This is a genomic window from Janthinobacterium salmonicoloratum (assembly GCF_051380845.1).
Taxonomy (GTDB): domain Bacteria; phylum Pseudomonadota; class Gammaproteobacteria; order Burkholderiales; family Burkholderiaceae_D; genus Janthinobacterium; species Janthinobacterium lividum_F.
Genome location: NZ_JBNYXV010000001.1, coordinates 2,828,080 through 2,843,170 on the forward strand (window position 1 = coordinate 2,828,080; position 15,091 = coordinate 2,843,170).

Consider the following 15,091-nt stretch of genomic DNA (forward strand, 5'->3'; position numbering starts at 1 on the left):
CCCGGTCATCATTGCCGAAGCAATGACAGCGAGGAATTACAGTGCCTTCAGGGTGCCTTTAGGCAGCAAGGTGGTAATGGAGCTCTTTTGCACCGTGACTTCGGTGCCGGTCGCCACTTCGATGGTGACGTAAGCGTCCACTACCTTGACAACACGGCCCAGCATGCCGCCGGCGGTCACGACTTCGTCACCCTTGGCCAGCGCGTCCATCATCGCCCGTTGTTCTTTGGCGCGTTTTTGCTGTGGGCGGATCATCAGGAAATACATGACCACAAACATCAATACCAGCGGCAGGAAGCTGGTCAGGTTGCCGCCGAGGCCGAGGGCTTCGGTTGGGGCTTGCGCATAAGCGTTGGAAATGAAAAACACGGTGACTCCAGTTCTAATCAGTTTGAAAAAATAGCGCTGTATTCTAGCATTGGCTATACGTCATAACCCGAATTGCAGGCATGGCAACTTTAAATGGGGCTAAAAAAGCATTATGCAATGCTTTATCGCCCCAGACCAAGCACCAATACACAAAACTTCCGACCATGCTGCCGCCAGGGCTCAAGCTAAGCTTTTCTTAAGTTCCGCGTGCGCGTTCCGCATGGAACTGCAGGGTAAACGCGTGGAAACGGTCTTCGTCCAGCGCTTCACGCATCTGGCGCATCAAGTCCAGGTAGTAATGCAGGTTATGGATGGTATTCAGGCGTGCGCCGAGGATTTCCTTGGAGCGGTGCAAATGGTGCAGGTAGGCGCGCGAGAAATTGCGGCAGGCGTAGCAGCTGCACGTCTCGTCCAACGGCGCCTGGTCTTCCTTGTACTTGGCGTTCTTGATCTTGATGTCGCCAAAACGGGTAAACAGCCAGCCATTGCGGGCGTTACGCGTCGGCATGACGCAGTCGAACATGTCGATGCCGTTCGACACGCCCGCCACCAGGTCTTCCGGCGTGCCCACGCCCATCAGGTAATGGGGCTTGTTGGCCGGCAGGCGCGGGCCCACGTGGGCCAGCATGCGCATCATGTCTTCCTTCGGCTCGCCGACGGACAGGCCGCCGATGGCGATGCCGGGGAAATCGATCTCTTCCAGCTTGGCCAAGGACTCGTCGCGCAGCATTTCGAACATGCCGCCCTGCACGATGCCGAACAGCGCATTCGGGTTTTCACCGCGGTGGAACTCATCCTTCGAGCGCTGCGCCCAGCGCAAGGACATGCGCATGGACTTGGCCGCTTCCTCGATGGTGGCCGGACGGCCCTGGATTTCGTACGGCGTGCACTCGTCGAACTGCATGACGATGTCGGAATTCAAGACGCGCTGCACCTGCATCGACACTTCCGGCGAGAGAAACAATTTATCGCCGTTGATCGGCGAATTGAAATGCACGCCCTCTTCCGTGATCTTGCGCATGGCGCCCAGCGAAAACACCTGGAAGCCGCCGGAATCCGTCAGGATCGGCTTGTTCCAGCCCATGAAGCCATGCAAGCCGCCGAATTTTTCCATGACGGTGTTGCCAGGGCGCAACCACAGGTGAAACGTGTTGCCCAAAATAATCTGCGCGTCGATCTCGTTGAGTTCCAGCGGCGACATGGCTTTCACGGAGCCGTAAGTGCCCACTGGCATGAAGATCGGCGTCTGCACGACGCCATGGTTGAGTTTCAAGGTGCCGCGGCGTGCCTTGGTCAGGCCGCTCGTGTCGGTCTTGAGTAGTTTAAATTCCAGCATGGTCAGTCTTTCACGGGAGTATCAAGGTTCAGCGGAGCGCGTGATTGCGTGGTCAGCAGCATCGCGTCGCCATAGCTGAAGAAACGGTAGTTCTGCGCGATCGCATGCGCGTAGGCAGTGCGGATCGGCTCATAGCCGGCAAAGGCCGACACCAGCATCAGCAGGGTCGACTTCGGCAAATGGAAGTTGGTGATCAGGCGCGTCACCGTTTTGAAGGCATAGCCGGGCGTGATGAACAGGGCCGTATCGGCGCTGCCTGCCACCAGCTGGCCGCTTTGCGAGGCCGATTCCAGCGCGCGCAAGCTGGTCGTGCCGACGGCTACCACGTCGCGCCCGGCAAGTTGGGCGGCGCGCACGGCATCGACGGTTTCCTGCGACATGGTGTACCACTCGGTGTGCATCTTGTGTTCGGCCAGCACCTCCGTGCGCACGGGCTGGAAGGTGCCCGCGCCCACGTGCAGGGTCACATAGGCAAAGTTGACGCCCTTGGCTTTCAACTGGTCGAGCAGGGCCTGGTCGAAATGCAGGCCGGCCGTCGGCGCGGCGACAGCGCCCGGCACCTTGTTGAAGACAGTCTGGTAGCGCGTCTCGTCAAATTCGTCCGCATCGTGCTCGATATACGGCGGCAGCGGCAAACGGCCATGCGCCTCGATCAGCTCGAACACGTCGGCCTCGAAATGCAGGGTAAAGAATTCGCCGGCGCGCTGGCCGACCGTGACGTCAAACGCGTCGGCCAGGCGGATGCGGCAACCGGGCGGCGGCGACTTCGACGCGCGCACCTGGGCCAGCACGGTGCGGTCATCGAGCACGCGCTCGACGAGCGCCTCGATCTTGCCGCCGCTTTCCTTGACGCCAAAGAAGCGCGCTTTCAGCACGCGCGTATCGTTCATCACCAGCAGGTCGCCCGCTTGCAACAGCCCGACGATATCGGCAAAGCTGCGGTCAACCACGGCGTCGCCGTCCAGATGCAAGAGGCGCGAGGCGCTGCGCTCGGCCAACGGAGTTTGCGCAATGTTTTCTTGCGGCAAATTAAAATCGAAATCGGAAAGCGAATACATGCGTTTTGCTTCAAAAGTACGTCAAGAATGATTAGGAGTGCGCAATGGAACATCTGGCACTATACTGTGCGCCTATACAGGCATTACAATAATCCGCCGCAACATTACGACTGCGGTACGCACAGGGTTGTGCCGGACAACCCTCTATTTTACGCTAGCGGCACAAAAATCTCCCATATGCCTGATCCAACGCCCGATCTTCCCCCCACGGCCAAGCCTGCCGCGAAGCCGAAAGCCGCCAAAAAAGTGGTCAGCACGGAAAGCCGGCTGGCCAAGCTGGGCTTGCGCACGGATATGGACCTGGTGCTGCACCTGCCAATGCGTTACGAAGACGAGACCAAGGTCTACACGATACGCGACGCCTGCCTGCGCGGCGGCGAGTCGTGGCAAGTCGAGGGTGTCGTCACCAAGTGCGAAGTCAATTTCAAGCCGCGCAAGCAGCTGCTGGTGACGATCGCCGACGAAACAGGCAATTTGCTGCTGCGTTTCATGAATTTCTATGGCAGCCAGGTCAAGCAGCTGGCCGAAGGGACGCGGGTACGCGCGCGGGCCGAACTCAAACACGGGTTTTTTGGCGCCGAAATGGTGCACCCGACCTATAAAGTGGTCAACGAGGGCGCCCCCCTGCCCACGGCCCTGACGCCCGTCTATCCATCCGGCGAAGGCCTGTCGCAGCACGTCCTGCGGCGCGAGATCGCCGACGCCATGCGCCGCATCGACTGGCAGGACACCCTGCCGGACCAGCTGCTGCGCGAGATGCAGCTGTCGCCGTTCCGGGCCGCCGTGCACCTGCTGCACTACCCGCCGCAGGACATCGATGAAAGCGCGCTGATGGACCGCTCGCACCCGGCCTGGGTGCGCATGAAATTCGATGAACTGCTGGCGCAGCAGCTGTCGCTGAAACGCGCCCAGCGCGCGCGCCGCTCGAAAGGCGCCGCGTCCTTGCCCATCGTCGGCACCCTGTCGGAATCCTTCGGCGCCGCCCTGCCCTTCAAGCTGACGGGCGCGCAGGCCCGCGTGCTCGAGGAAATCCGCGCCGACCTGCGCCAGCCGTATCCGATGCAGCGCTTGCTGCAAGGGGACGTTGGCAGCGGCAAGACGGTCGTCGCCGCCCTGTCAGCCACGCAAGCCATCGACAGCGGCTACCAGGCCGCGCTGATGGCGCCCACGGAGATCCTGGCGGAGCAGCACTTCCGCAAGATCGCCGCCTGGATGGAGCCGCTGGGCGTGAAGGTGGCGTGGCTGACGGGCAGCCTGAAGAAAAAGGAAAAGACGGCGGCGCTGGCCCTGATCGAATCGGGCGAAGCGCAACTGGTGATCGGCACGCATGCGCTGATCCAGGATAACGTGCTGTTTGCCAAACTGGGCCTGGTGATCGTCGACGAGCAGCACCGCTTCGGCGTGGGCCAGCGCCTGACCTTGCGCAACAAGGGCGACAGCGCGGCCGTGCCGCACCAGCTGATGATGTCGGCCACGCCGATCCCGCGCACCCTGGCGATGACGTATTACGCCGACCTGGAAGTATCGGTGATCGACGAGCTGCCGCCGGGACGCAGCCCCATCGTCACGCGCTCCATCGACCAGAACCGGCGCGACGAAGTCATCGCCCGCGTATATGCGGCCGCGCTGGAAGGGCGGCAGGTATACTGGGTCTGCCCGCTGATCGAGGAATCGGAAGCGCTGCAGCTGCAGACGGCCACCGACACCTACATGATGCTGGCCGAAGCCTTGCCCGCGCTGCAGGTCGGCCTCGTGCACGGCCGTTTGAAGCCTGCGGAAAAGCAGGAAGTGATGGACGCCTTCATCGCCGGCCATATTCACGTGCTGGTGGCCACCACCGTCATCGAGGTGGGCGTCGACGTGCCGAATGCCTCGCTGATGGTGATCGAGCATGCCGAGCGTTTTGGTTTGTCGCAGCTGCACCAGCTGCGCGGCCGCGTGGGCCGCGGCTCGGCGGCCAGCGTCTGCCTGCTGCTGTACCAGGGCCCGCTGGGCGGCGTGGCGCGCCAGCGTTTGATGACCATGCGCGAAACCACCGACGGTTTTGAAATTGCCCGGCGCGACCTGGAAATCCGCGGCCCCGGGGAATTCCTCGGCGCGCGCCAGTCCGGCCAGGCCATGCTGCGCTTCGCCGACCTGGAAACGGATCAATGGCTGGTCGACCAGGCGCGCGACGTGGCGCACGATCTGCTGCACGCCACCACGACGGCCGCCGCGGCCACCGTGGAAGCGCACCTGGCGCGCTGGCTGGGTGGGAAAGAGGAATTCCTGAAGGTGTAAAAACCGGATGCCTGCTACAGGCACATCCAGAAGCGGTTCGCCAGGTCGAGCATGAAGTCCGGCCGCAAATAGGCCAGGAAGACGATGGCCAGCAGCGCGGCGCCAGCCAGACGCCATAGCCATGTGCGCCAGCTGGCCATTACGCGGCCACCGCCACGCGCTTGACGGCGCGCTCGTCGATGGGCAGGTTGATCAGCGCGGCCATGAGCCCCAAGCCGATGGTGATCATCCACACGATATGGTAACTACCCTGGTGCTCGTACAGATAGCCGCCCAGCCACGCGCCCAGGAAACTGCCCACCTGGTGCGAGAAGAACACCATCCCGGCCAGCATCGACAGGTGCTTCACGCCGAAAATGCCGGCGATGATGCCGTTCGTCAGCGGCACGGTCGACAGCCACAGTACGCCCATGCCGGCGGCGAACAGGTACACGGACCACGCCGACAAGGGCGCCAGCAGGAACACGGTGATGACCACGGCGCGCGTCACGTAAATGGCCGACAACAGATAGCGCTTGGCGATCTTGCCACCGAGTTTGCCCGCGTAGTAGGAACCGACGATGTTGAACAGGCCGATCAGCGCCAGTGCCGTGACGGCGATGTTCGGATTCATCAGGCCCTGGTCCTTCAGGTAAGCCGGCAAATGCACGCCGATGAAGACCAGCTGGAAACCGCAGACAAAATACCCTGCCAGCAACAGCCAGAACGAGCGGCTGGCGATGGCTTCGCTGAAGGCGGCGCCTACGCTTTGCTGCGGACCGCTGGCGTGCGAGACGGGCGGCTCGCGCAGGTAGAAGGCCATCGGGATCATGGCCAGCAGCACCAGCGCGGCCAGCACATAAAAAGCGTTTTGCCAGCCCACGGCGGAAATCAGTTGCTGCTCGACGGGCATCATCAGGAACTGGCCGAACGAGCCGGCCGCCGACGAGATGCCAAAGGCCCACGAGCGCTGCTCGGGCGGCGCGCTGCGTCCGATGATGCCGCTGATGGCGCCAAAGGCCGTGCAGGCCAGCGCCAGGCCGATGAAGATGCCGGAACCGACGATGAACAGGGTGGGCTGCGTCACGAGCGCCATCCACACCAGGCCCGCCATGTAGCTGATGGCGCCGATAATGACGACGCGCATGGTGCCGAAACGGTCGGCCGCCATGCCGGCGAACGGGCCGAAGACGCCCCACATCAGGTTTTGCATGGCCAGCGCCAGCGAATACGTTTCGCGCGTCCAGCCATTGGCTTGCGAGATCGGCTGCATCCAGAAGCCCAGGCCGTGGCGCACGCCCATCGCCAGGGTCAGGACGACGCCGCTGGCGATGAGGACAGTTTTCAGGCTGGGACGGGATGAGTGCAATGTCATGGAGGACTCCTGTTTAGGCCTGTTTACGCCTGGTCGGCGCTGTAAACCAGGCCGATCTGGCCACGCATGATGTCAAGGTTGTGCATCAGCGCCACGCTGTCCGCCAGCGGCATGACGGGGCTTTCCAGCAGGCCGGCGCGGATGCAGCGCATCGCTTCGATCGCCTCGTGCGCGTAGCCATTGCCCAGGTGGGGCACGGCGACGACGCGGCGTTCGCCATCCATCGCTTCGACGATCAGATGATCGGGCTTGTAAAAACGGTTGGGCAGGCGAATCCGGCCCAGGCTGCCGGAAATGGTCATTTCCGTCGGCGTTTGCGCACGCAGGCTGCAGGCGCAGGACGAGGTGCCGCCGCCCGCGTGCAGCAGGGAGAATACAACCTGCTCATCGACGCCGGTGGCGCCCATCTCGGCCAGCGCCTGCACCTGCGATACCGGGCCGAGGAAGAAGGCCGCCATCGACAGCGGATAGATGCCCACGTCGAGCAGTGCGCCGCCGCCGAGTTCGGGATTGAACATGCGGTGTTCGGGCGGGAAATTGGCGACAAAGCCGATATCGGCCTGCACTTGCTGCAGCACGCCGATTTCGCCGCTGGCGATGATGCGTTTGGCTTCCTGCACGGCTGGCAGGAAACGGCTCCACATGGCTTCCATCAGAAACAGCTTTTGCTCGCGCGCCAGGTCCACCACGGCCTGCGCTTCGCGCGCGTTCATCGTGAACGGTTTTTCACAGACGACGTGCTTGCCGGCGGCCAGGCACATCAGGGCATTTTCCGCATGCAAGGTATGCGGCGTGGCGATGTAGATCACGTCCACGCCAGGGTCCATGGCCAGTGCCTGGTAGGAGCCATGGCAACGCTCGATGCCGAATTCGGCGCCGAAGGCCTGCGCGCCGGCGCTGCTGCGCGAGGCGACCGCCACCAGTTGCGCACCGGGCGCATCACGCAAGCCATTCGCCATCGCGCGGGCGATCTTGCCGGTGCCGAGGATGCCCCAGCGGACGGTATTTTCCATGCTATTGATCTCTTTCTGCGCCAGCCACCTTGCGCTTCGGGCGGAACACCGCCGCGTCATTGTAAAAATCGTCGTCCTGGCCTTCGCACCAGCCGGGTAAACCAAGCACGGGCAGCGGCGTGAAGTCCGCCGTGGTGAGACCTTGCTGCGCCAGGTCTTGCGCCACGCGCTCGTCGAGCCAGGCGCGCCGTGTCGCATCGTCCAGGGTGAAATAGACATCGTCCGCGAAGATCACGCGCGTATGCGCCGTGATGGCCTTGCGCGGCGCCACCAGTTTTTCCATCAGCGCGTGGCCGAACAGCCACACATCGGCATCGCCGCCCGCGCCAAATTTCTCGCGCTGCGCAATGAACGCGCTGCGCCAGTCGTGCCCGCGCAAGGCCGCTTCCAGCGCGCGCCCCGCATCGCTGTCGCGCAGCACCAGCAAGGCGGAATTTTCGTCAAAAATCGTCGCGCCATCGCGCGCGGGACCACGCGATTTGCCGACGCCGGACAGGGCGATCTGCGCCGCCTGCAGCGCGTTCAGCTGCCGCTTGATGCGGGGGAAGGTGAGCCACACGAGCGCGTTGAAAAAATCGTGCAGATTGTCGCGCGTGGGCACGCCACCCGTCGCGCCGATGAACTCCTCGTAGGCGACGCCTTCGGGCAGGTCCGCTTGCGGCACGAAGGCCAGCGGCAAGCCGGAGGGATTGCGCAAGTCCAGCGCCCGCGCCCGCCCGTTGAGCGCGGCAATCACCGTGTCGCGCTGCAGGTCCAGCTGCCGTCGCGCCGGCAGCACCGTGGCAAACCAGGGGCGGGTCCAGTCTATCGATGGCAGCATGAACGCTTAGACCATTTTCCAGTTGATCTGCTCGCCCGCGTTGAGCGGAATCACGTGGCTGTCGCCCAGTGGCAGCGAGGCTGGCAAGGTCCAGCTTTCGCGCTTCAAGGTGATGGTGTCCGTGTTGCGCGGCACGCCGTAGAAGGCCGGGCCGTGGAAGCTGGCGAATGCTTCCAGTTTATCGAGCGCGCCGGCCCGTTCGAACGCTTCGGCATACATTTCCATTGCGTGCAGAGCCGTGTAGCAACCGGCGCAGCCGCAGGCCATTTCCTTGGCGCCTTGCGCGTGCGGCGCCGAATCCGTACCGAGGAAGAAGCGCTCGTCGCCGCTGGCGGCCGCCGTCATCAGGGCCAAGCGGTGCTCTTCGCGCTTGAGGATGGGCAGGCAGTAGTAATGGGGGCGGATGCCGCCCTTGAAAATCTCGTTACGGTTGTACAGCAGATGATGCGCCGTGATGGTGGCGGCGATCGGGCCTTCCGCTTCGGCCACGTACTGCGCCGCATCCTTGGTGGTGATGTGCTCGAACACGACGGACAGGGCCGGGAAGGCGCTGCGCAGCGGACGCATCACGCGCTCGATGAAGACAGCTTCGCGGTCGAAAATGTCGATTTCAGGATCCGTCACTTCGCCGTGCACGAGGAAGGGCATGCCCACTTCCTGCATCACTTCGAGCACCTTGTAGCAATTCTTCAAATCCGTCACGCCCAGGTCGGAATTCGTCGTGGCGCCGGCCGGATACAGTTTGACGGCTTGCACGATGCCGCTGTCCTGCGCGCGGCGGATTTCGTCGGGCGAGGTGTTGTTCGTCAGGTACAGCACCATCAGCGGATCGAAGTTCACGCCTTCCGGCACGGCGGCCAGGATACGCTCGCGGTAGGCGGCAGCATCGGCCGTGGTGGTGACGGGCGGTTTCAGGTTCGGCATGACGATGGCGCGGCCGAACTGGCGCGCGCTGTGCGGCAGCACGCTGGCCATGACGGCGCCGTCGCGCAAGTGCAAATGCCAGTCATCCGGACGGGTGATGGTGATGGAGGCTGGGGTGTGATCGAGTGTGGACATGGCGGCTGCTTTCAGGCGGTCATTGCGAATAGCGCCATTTTACCAGCCGCGGGGCCGCAGCACAGGCGGGGGATGCCGGTGAGGAACGCTCAGGCGACAGCCAGTTTCAGGTGGCCGATGGCGTTGGCGGCCGGTTTGATGCTAATCTCGATGTCGTAACCCAGGCGGTTCAGGCAATCCATCAATTTGCGCTCGGACAAGCCGAAAAAATCGCCACGCAGCATGCCCGATACCTTGGGCTGCGCGACCCCCATGCGCCGCGCCGCTTCTTCCTGCGTCAAATCCAGCTTGCGCATGGCATTGCGGATTTCGCCCACCAGGCCGGATTTGATTTGCAGCTTGTCTGCGCCGGGCAAGCCCAGGTCGGCAAAGACGTTACCGCTGGACAGTTCAAACTCTATTTCATCGACGATGCGTTTTTTCATGGCGTAACTCCTCGATCCATTGTTGTGCACTGTGCAGACGGGCGCGCACCAAATCCATTTCCTGCTTCGGCGTCGCGATACCTCTCTTGCTCTTCTTTTGAAAGCAGTGCAGCACGAACACCACCTCCTCGAACTTCACCGTGTAGACGGCGCGATAGGTACCGCCCACATCATCCTCGATGATTTCCAGGACGCCCGCGCAGCCGAAACCGTGCAATACCTTGGCGTTGTCGTGCCGGTCACCACGCTGCGCCAAATCCAGTGCATGCCCAAAGAAAGAACGGATGTCCACAGGCAAGGCCATCAATTCTTTTTTGGTGGAACCGACCCACACCAGCGGCTTGTGGGGCTTTGGCGGTTTTTGGGTGATCTTCATGAATTATACCTTTATTAGTATAAATTAGAAGGATTTGGCTGATAAGGAATCAGCGTACGGCGGATTGAATAACGATCGTTTGCGGCAAGCCAAGCACGAGCGGCTGGCAGACGGCAAAACGGCCGGTATAAACCGGCCGTTTTTGGCATAAGGACGAAGAAAATCAGGACTTGGCCGGCACCGTCTCCTGCTTCGCCACCCAGGCGCGAATATCGGCCAGCATCCGGTCCAGCGCGGCGCGGTCGTACACGTGGCCACGGCTGACCACCAGGCGGATCTGGCGCGTGGCGCCGATGTCCTGCAGCGGGTTCGCATCGAGCACCAGCAGGTCGGCCGCCTTACCGGCCGCCACGCTACCGTAGCGCTCCAGCTTGCCCAGGAAGCGGGGACCGTTGATAACGGCCGACTGCAAGGCTTGCTGCGGCGTCAGGCCGTATTGCACATACAGGCCGATTTCATCATGCAAGGCCTGGCCAGGATAGTCGAAGGAATTCAAAAATCCCGCATCGGTGCCGGCGATGATGCTCACGCCCTGCTGCTGCAAAATCGGCAGCAGCTTTGCCGATTGCTCGAACTGCGCGTGGCGCTGGACGATCGCTTCCGGGCCATCCTTGGCGGCGCGCTGCACGCGCCAGTCGTAGGTGGCGCGCAAGCCCTTGCCGATGTATTGCAGGGCCGGATCATGCGTGTGGTCTTCACGATCCAGGTAGGCCGTCACGCGCGGACCCCACAGGGTCGGCACGATGGCCGTGCCGCGCGCGGCCAGGTAGCTGAAGGCCTTGCGCGCCGTCGGCTCATCGTAGCTTTGCACACTTGCGTGCATGGCCTCCTTGCCCGTCATCGCGCCGGCGGCCACCTTGTCCGTCAGCTCCTGCTCGCGCGGCGTGGTGGCGCGCAGCAAGTACGATTGATGCTCGATCGTGCCCAGGCCCGCATCGGCCATCTGCTCCAGTGTCAGCTGCACGGGGATATGGCCCGAAGTGCGCATGCCCCGTTCACGCGCCTGGCGCAGCGCTTCCAGGTACAGCTCCGGCTTCAAGGTGTTTTCCGTGATCTTCACGAAGTCCACTTGCTGCGCCTGCAGGCCGTCGAGTGCGCGCGTGACTTCCTGCGGCGTGCCCACTTCGATGGTGCCCTTCCACAGCGGCTTGATGCCTTCGAGCTTGGCGCCAGAGGTAAAAATCGTCGGGCCTTCCAGCTGGCCCGCATTGATCTGCCGGCGCCATGCCAGCACCGTGTCGGGCAAGTCGCCCGAGCAGTCGCGCACCGTGGTGATGCCGTGCGCCAGGTACAAAGGCAGCAGCTGCTTGTTCTCGTCGATCAGCTCAGGGCCGCCGCCGAAATGCACGTGCGTATCCCACAGGCCCGGCATCAGGTATTTGCCGGGCAGGCGGATGGTCTGCTTCGGCGCATAGCTGCGCAACCGCGCGTCATCGACGACGGCGACGATGCTGTCTCCCTTGAGCAGCACGGTCTTGCCGTTGACGGCGCGGCCGGCGGCAACGTCGATCAGGGTGGTGTCGCGCAGGGCAATGTCAACGGCGATCTTGTCGGCCGCGTGGGCATGGGCGAGCAGGCCCAGCGCCAGCATCGCGCCGGCTATTTGTTTCATAACAGGCATTCGTACTCAACTTCAAAAAAATGAAAAATTAATGGATGATCTTGGCGAGGAAATCGCGCGCGCGGTCCGAGCGCGTCGTGTTGAAGAAGTCATCCTTGCTGCAATCCTCGATGATCTTGCCCTGATCCATGAAGACAATGCGGTTGGCCACGCGCTTGGCAAAGCCCATTTCGTGCGTGACGACCATCATGGTCATGCCTTCCTGCGCCAGGCCCACCATCACGTCGAGCACCTCGTTGATCATCTCCGGGTCGAGCGCAGATGTCGGCTCGTCGAACAGCATGGCGATCGGGTCCATCGACAGCGCGCGCGCGATCGCCACGCGCTGCTGCTGGCCGCCCGACAGCTGGCCAGGGAATTTATCCTGCTGCGACAGCAAGCCCACGCGGTCCAGGTACTTCAAGCCCTTGGCATTGGCTTCATCGGCGCTGCGACCCAGCACCTTGATCTGGCCGATAGTCAAGTTTTCGCGGATGGACAGGTGCGGGAACAGCTCGAAATTCTGGAACACCATGCCGATGCGCGCGCGCAGTTTCGACAAATTCGTTTTCGGATCGTTGACGCTGATGCCGTCGACGATGATCTGTCCCTGCTGGATCGGCTCCAGGCCGTTGACGGTCTTGATCAGGGTCGACTTGCCGGAGCCGGACGGGCCGCAAATGACCATCACGTCGCCCTTGGCGACCTTGGTGGTGCAGTCGGTCAGTACCTGGAACTGGCCATACCATTTGCTGACATTATTGAGTTCAATCATCTTGTTCTTTCTTTTTCGGTTAGCGAATGATGGCGACGCGTTTCTGCAGGCGTTTTACCAGGAACGACAAGGCATAGCACAGCACGAAATACACGACCGCGACAAACACGTACATCTCCACCAGGCGGCCGTCGCGCTGGGCGATCTTCGAGGCGGCGCCGACGAAATCGGGGATCGACAGCACGTACACAAGTGACACGTCCTGGAACAGCACGATAGTTTGCGTCAGCAGCACGGGAATCATGTTGCGGAAGGCTTGCGGCAGCACGATGCTGCCCATGGTTTGGCGGTAGTTCATGCCCAGCGCCTGGCCGGCCCACACCTGACCACGCGGGATCGACTGTATGCCGCTGCGCATGATCTCGCAATAGTATGCCGCCTCGAACATGATGAAGGTGATCAACGCGGAAGAAAACGCACCCACTTTCACGGGCTCGTCGGCGCCGATGATCCAGGCGGCGATGTACGGCACCAGGAAGTAGAACCAGAAAATGACCAGGACCAGCGGGATCGAGCGTATCAGGTTGACGTAGCTCGACGCCACGCCAGAGACGATGCGGTTGCCCGACAAGCGCATCAGCGCCAGCAAGGTACCCAGCACGATGCCGCCGACCATGGCCAGCGCCGTCAGTTTCAAGGTAAACACCATGCCAGTCTGAAACAGGTAAACCCACGAGCGGGAGATGACATCGAAGTCAAAATTACCGAACATATCAATGTCCTCCCGTCTTGGCGCCGGCGACGATGAAGCCCGGGATGGCGACCTTTTTTTCGATCAGGTGCATCAGCACCACCACCAGCAGGTTGACGACGACGTAGATGATGGTGGCGGCCGAAAACGCCTCGAACACCTGGAAGGAAAACTCCTGGATGGCGCGCGCGCTGGCAGTCAGTTCGATCAGGCCTATGGTCAGCGCCACGGAACTGTTCTTGATGATGTTCAAAAATTCGCTGGTCAGCGGCGGCATGATGACGCGCGCGGCCATCGGCAACAAAATAAAGCGGTAGGTTTGCGGCAGGGTCAGGCCCAGTGCCGTTCCCGCCAGTTTCTGCCCGCGCGGCAGCGCCTCGATACCCGTCGTCACTTGCACGGCCACGCGCGAGGAAGTAAAGAATCCCAGGCACAGAACAGCCGTGACGAACGGCGCATTCGGCAACGACTTGACCCAGGCGCCCATGTCCGGCGGCAGCAGTTCCGGCATGACGAAATACCAGAGGAACATCTGCACCAGCAGCGGCACGTTGCGGAACAATTCAACGTAGGCATTGGCCACGCCCACCAGCCATTTGTTCGGCAAGGTGCGGATGGTGCCGATCACCAGGCCCAAGATCAATGCCATGATCCAGGCCGCGCCGGCCGTGGCCAGGGTCCAGACCAGGCCGGACCACAGGGTGTCCATATACGTGCCCACGCCATCGGGAGAAATCTCCCAGAAAATGCGCCAATTCCAGTTGTAATTCATGATCATCCTTCCGATGCAGCCCAAGGAAGGCGGCTTATCCGCCGCCCGTCCCGCAATTGAAACGGGAGGCTTGCGCCCCCCGATTTGTTACGCAATCTTTACTTTTTCCGTTTGTCCGAAGTCTTCTGCGCTTCGGGTACGGCCGCATAGGCCGCCGGGTCGCCAGAATCGGTCGGATTCGTGAACACGGCCTTCAATTGCGGCGGCATGGGGAATTTCAGGTTGATGTTTTTCGGCGGGATCGGCGAGGTAAACCATTTCGCGTAAATGCGGTTGATGTCATCGCTCTTGTACAGGCGGATCAGCGCGTCGTCGACCACTTTCTTGAAGGCCGGATCGCCCTTGCGCAGCATGATGCCGTACGGCTCGACCGACAACGCTTCCTTGGTGATTTCGTAGTCGTTCGGGTTTTTCGAGTTGGCCACTTGCGACGCCAGCAGGATATCGTCGTTGGCTTCAGCCACCGCGCGGCCCGTTTCCAGCATCAGGAACGACTCTGGATGATCCTTGCCGACGGCAATCGTCATGCCCAGGTTCTTTTCCTTGTTGAGGATGGTCATCTGCTTGATGGTCGACGTGCCGGCCGTGGCGACCAGCGTCTTACCGCGCAAGTCTTCCAGGGTCTTGATGTTCGAGGATTTTTTCGATAGCACGCGGTTCCCGATGACGAACATGGTGGGCGCGAATGCCACCTGCTGCTGGCGCTCCAGATTGTTCGTCGTCGAGCCGCATTCGAGGTCGATGGTGCCGTTGGCCATCAGCGGAATACGGTTGGCCGAGGTGACGGGGCTCATCACCACTTTCAGTTCGCTCAAACCCAGGTGTTTTTGCAGGGCCGTGACGACTTTCATGCACAGGTCGATCGAATAACCTTGGTACTGCTGCTTGTCATCGAGATAGGAGAAGGGAACGGAGCCGTCGCGCACACCGAGGGTGACGGAACCGGCTTTCTTGATCTTGGCCAAGGTGCCGGTCAATTCCTGAGCCTGGACTGGCGACATGCTGCTGATGACACCGACGCTGAGCAGCGTGGCGATGATTTTGGTCAATTTCATAAATTCTCCTGGGCGGACAAACCGGATGTACTCCGAACGAAACAACTGTGGTGCAGACGCCACCAATGGAATTAATTTTATTTCATTTTCAGCGCTGAGCTAGCCGTT

16 protein-coding genes are annotated in these 15,091 nt (G+C 61.8%); 1 reads left to right on the plus strand and 15 read right to left on the minus strand.

The window, feature by feature from the left end; translation table 11 throughout:
* Window positions 1-36: 36 nt before the first annotated feature.
* The 3 genes from yajC to queA all read right to left on the minus strand — a co-directional run bounded on the left by yajC (window position 37) and on the right by queA (window position 2,763).
* On the minus strand, window positions 37-369 hold the full coding sequence (gene yajC / locus ACQ4WY_RS13010) for a preprotein translocase subunit YajC (RefSeq protein WP_034778948.1): 333 nt from the start codon (window positions 367-369) through the stop codon (window positions 37-39).
* A 196-nt stretch (window positions 370-565) separates the two neighbouring features.
* Window positions 566-1,705, minus strand: coding sequence for a tRNA guanosine(34) transglycosylase Tgt (gene tgt / locus ACQ4WY_RS13015; protein ID WP_035822848.1), 1,140 nt, complete (start codon window positions 1,703-1,705; stop codon window positions 566-568).
* Between the two features lie 2 nt (window positions 1,706-1,707).
* Complete coding sequence (gene queA, locus ACQ4WY_RS13020) at window positions 1,708-2,763, minus strand: tRNA preQ1(34) S-adenosylmethionine ribosyltransferase-isomerase QueA (protein WP_436504342.1); 1,056 nt, start codon at window positions 2,761-2,763, stop codon at window positions 1,708-1,710.
* Window positions 2,764-2,940: 177 nt separating this feature from the next.
* Between queA and recG the strand changes: the two genes are divergently transcribed.
* Window positions 2,941-5,043, plus strand: a complete 2,103-nt coding sequence (gene recG, locus ACQ4WY_RS13025) for an ATP-dependent DNA helicase RecG (protein WP_436504343.1) — start codon at window positions 2,941-2,943, stop codon at window positions 5,041-5,043.
* 14 nt (window positions 5,044-5,057) lie between these two features.
* Here the strand turns inward: recG and ACQ4WY_RS13030 are convergent, their stop codons facing one another.
* The 12 genes from ACQ4WY_RS13030 to ACQ4WY_RS13085 form a co-directional block, all read right to left on the minus strand.
* Window positions 5,058-5,183, minus strand: coding sequence for a hypothetical protein (locus ACQ4WY_RS13030; protein WP_436504344.1), 126 nt, complete (start codon window positions 5,181-5,183; stop codon window positions 5,058-5,060).
* Complete coding sequence (locus tag ACQ4WY_RS13035) at window positions 5,183-6,397, minus strand: MFS transporter (RefSeq protein ID WP_436504345.1); 1,215 nt, start codon at window positions 6,395-6,397, stop codon at window positions 5,183-5,185. The genes ACQ4WY_RS13030 and ACQ4WY_RS13035 overlap by 1 nt, the downstream gene beginning before the upstream one ends.
* A 23-nt stretch (window positions 6,398-6,420) precedes the next feature.
* Complete coding sequence (locus ACQ4WY_RS13040; RefSeq protein WP_436504346.1) at window positions 6,421-7,410, minus strand: Gfo/Idh/MocA family protein; 990 nt, start codon at window positions 7,408-7,410, stop codon at window positions 6,421-6,423.
* 1 nt (window position 7,411) lies between these two features.
* Window positions 7,412-8,230, minus strand: a complete 819-nt coding sequence (locus ACQ4WY_RS13045) for a DUF3025 domain-containing protein (RefSeq protein WP_436504347.1) — start codon at window positions 8,228-8,230, stop codon at window positions 7,412-7,414.
* A 6-nt stretch (window positions 8,231-8,236) separates the two neighbouring features.
* Window positions 8,237-9,289 (minus strand): dihydroorotase, encoded by a 1,053-nt coding sequence (gene pyrC / locus ACQ4WY_RS13050; protein WP_436504348.1) that lies wholly within the window; start codon window positions 9,287-9,289, stop codon window positions 8,237-8,239.
* Window positions 9,290-9,378: 89 nt separating this feature from the next.
* Window positions 9,379-9,714, minus strand: a complete 336-nt coding sequence (locus ACQ4WY_RS13055; RefSeq protein WP_436504349.1) for a helix-turn-helix domain-containing protein — start codon at window positions 9,712-9,714, stop codon at window positions 9,379-9,381.
* Window positions 9,692-10,090, minus strand: coding sequence for a type II toxin-antitoxin system RelE/ParE family toxin (locus ACQ4WY_RS13060; RefSeq protein ID WP_436504350.1), 399 nt, complete (start codon window positions 10,088-10,090; stop codon window positions 9,692-9,694). The genes ACQ4WY_RS13055 and ACQ4WY_RS13060 overlap by 23 nt, the downstream gene beginning before the upstream one ends.
* A 163-nt stretch (window positions 10,091-10,253) precedes the next feature.
* Entirely contained in the window at window positions 10,254-11,702 is a 1,449-nt protein-coding gene (locus ACQ4WY_RS13065; protein ID WP_436504351.1) for an amidohydrolase family protein, read from the minus strand.
* Window positions 11,703-11,739: 37 nt separating this feature from the next.
* Window positions 11,740-12,465, minus strand: coding sequence for an amino acid ABC transporter ATP-binding protein (locus ACQ4WY_RS13070; RefSeq protein ID WP_099376217.1), 726 nt, complete (start codon window positions 12,463-12,465; stop codon window positions 11,740-11,742).
* Window positions 12,466-12,484: 19 nt separating this feature from the next.
* On the minus strand, window positions 12,485-13,177 hold the full coding sequence (locus ACQ4WY_RS13075) for an amino acid ABC transporter permease (RefSeq protein WP_099376216.1): 693 nt from the start codon (window positions 13,175-13,177) through the stop codon (window positions 12,485-12,487).
* 1 nt (window position 13,178) lies between these two features.
* On the minus strand, window positions 13,179-13,928 hold the full coding sequence (locus ACQ4WY_RS13080; RefSeq protein WP_436504352.1) for an amino acid ABC transporter permease: 750 nt from the start codon (window positions 13,926-13,928) through the stop codon (window positions 13,179-13,181).
* A 98-nt stretch (window positions 13,929-14,026) separates the two neighbouring features.
* Window positions 14,027-14,983, minus strand: a complete 957-nt coding sequence (locus ACQ4WY_RS13085) for an amino acid ABC transporter substrate-binding protein (RefSeq protein ID WP_034778971.1) — start codon at window positions 14,981-14,983, stop codon at window positions 14,027-14,029.
* Between the last annotated feature and the right edge of the window lie 108 nt (window positions 14,984-15,091).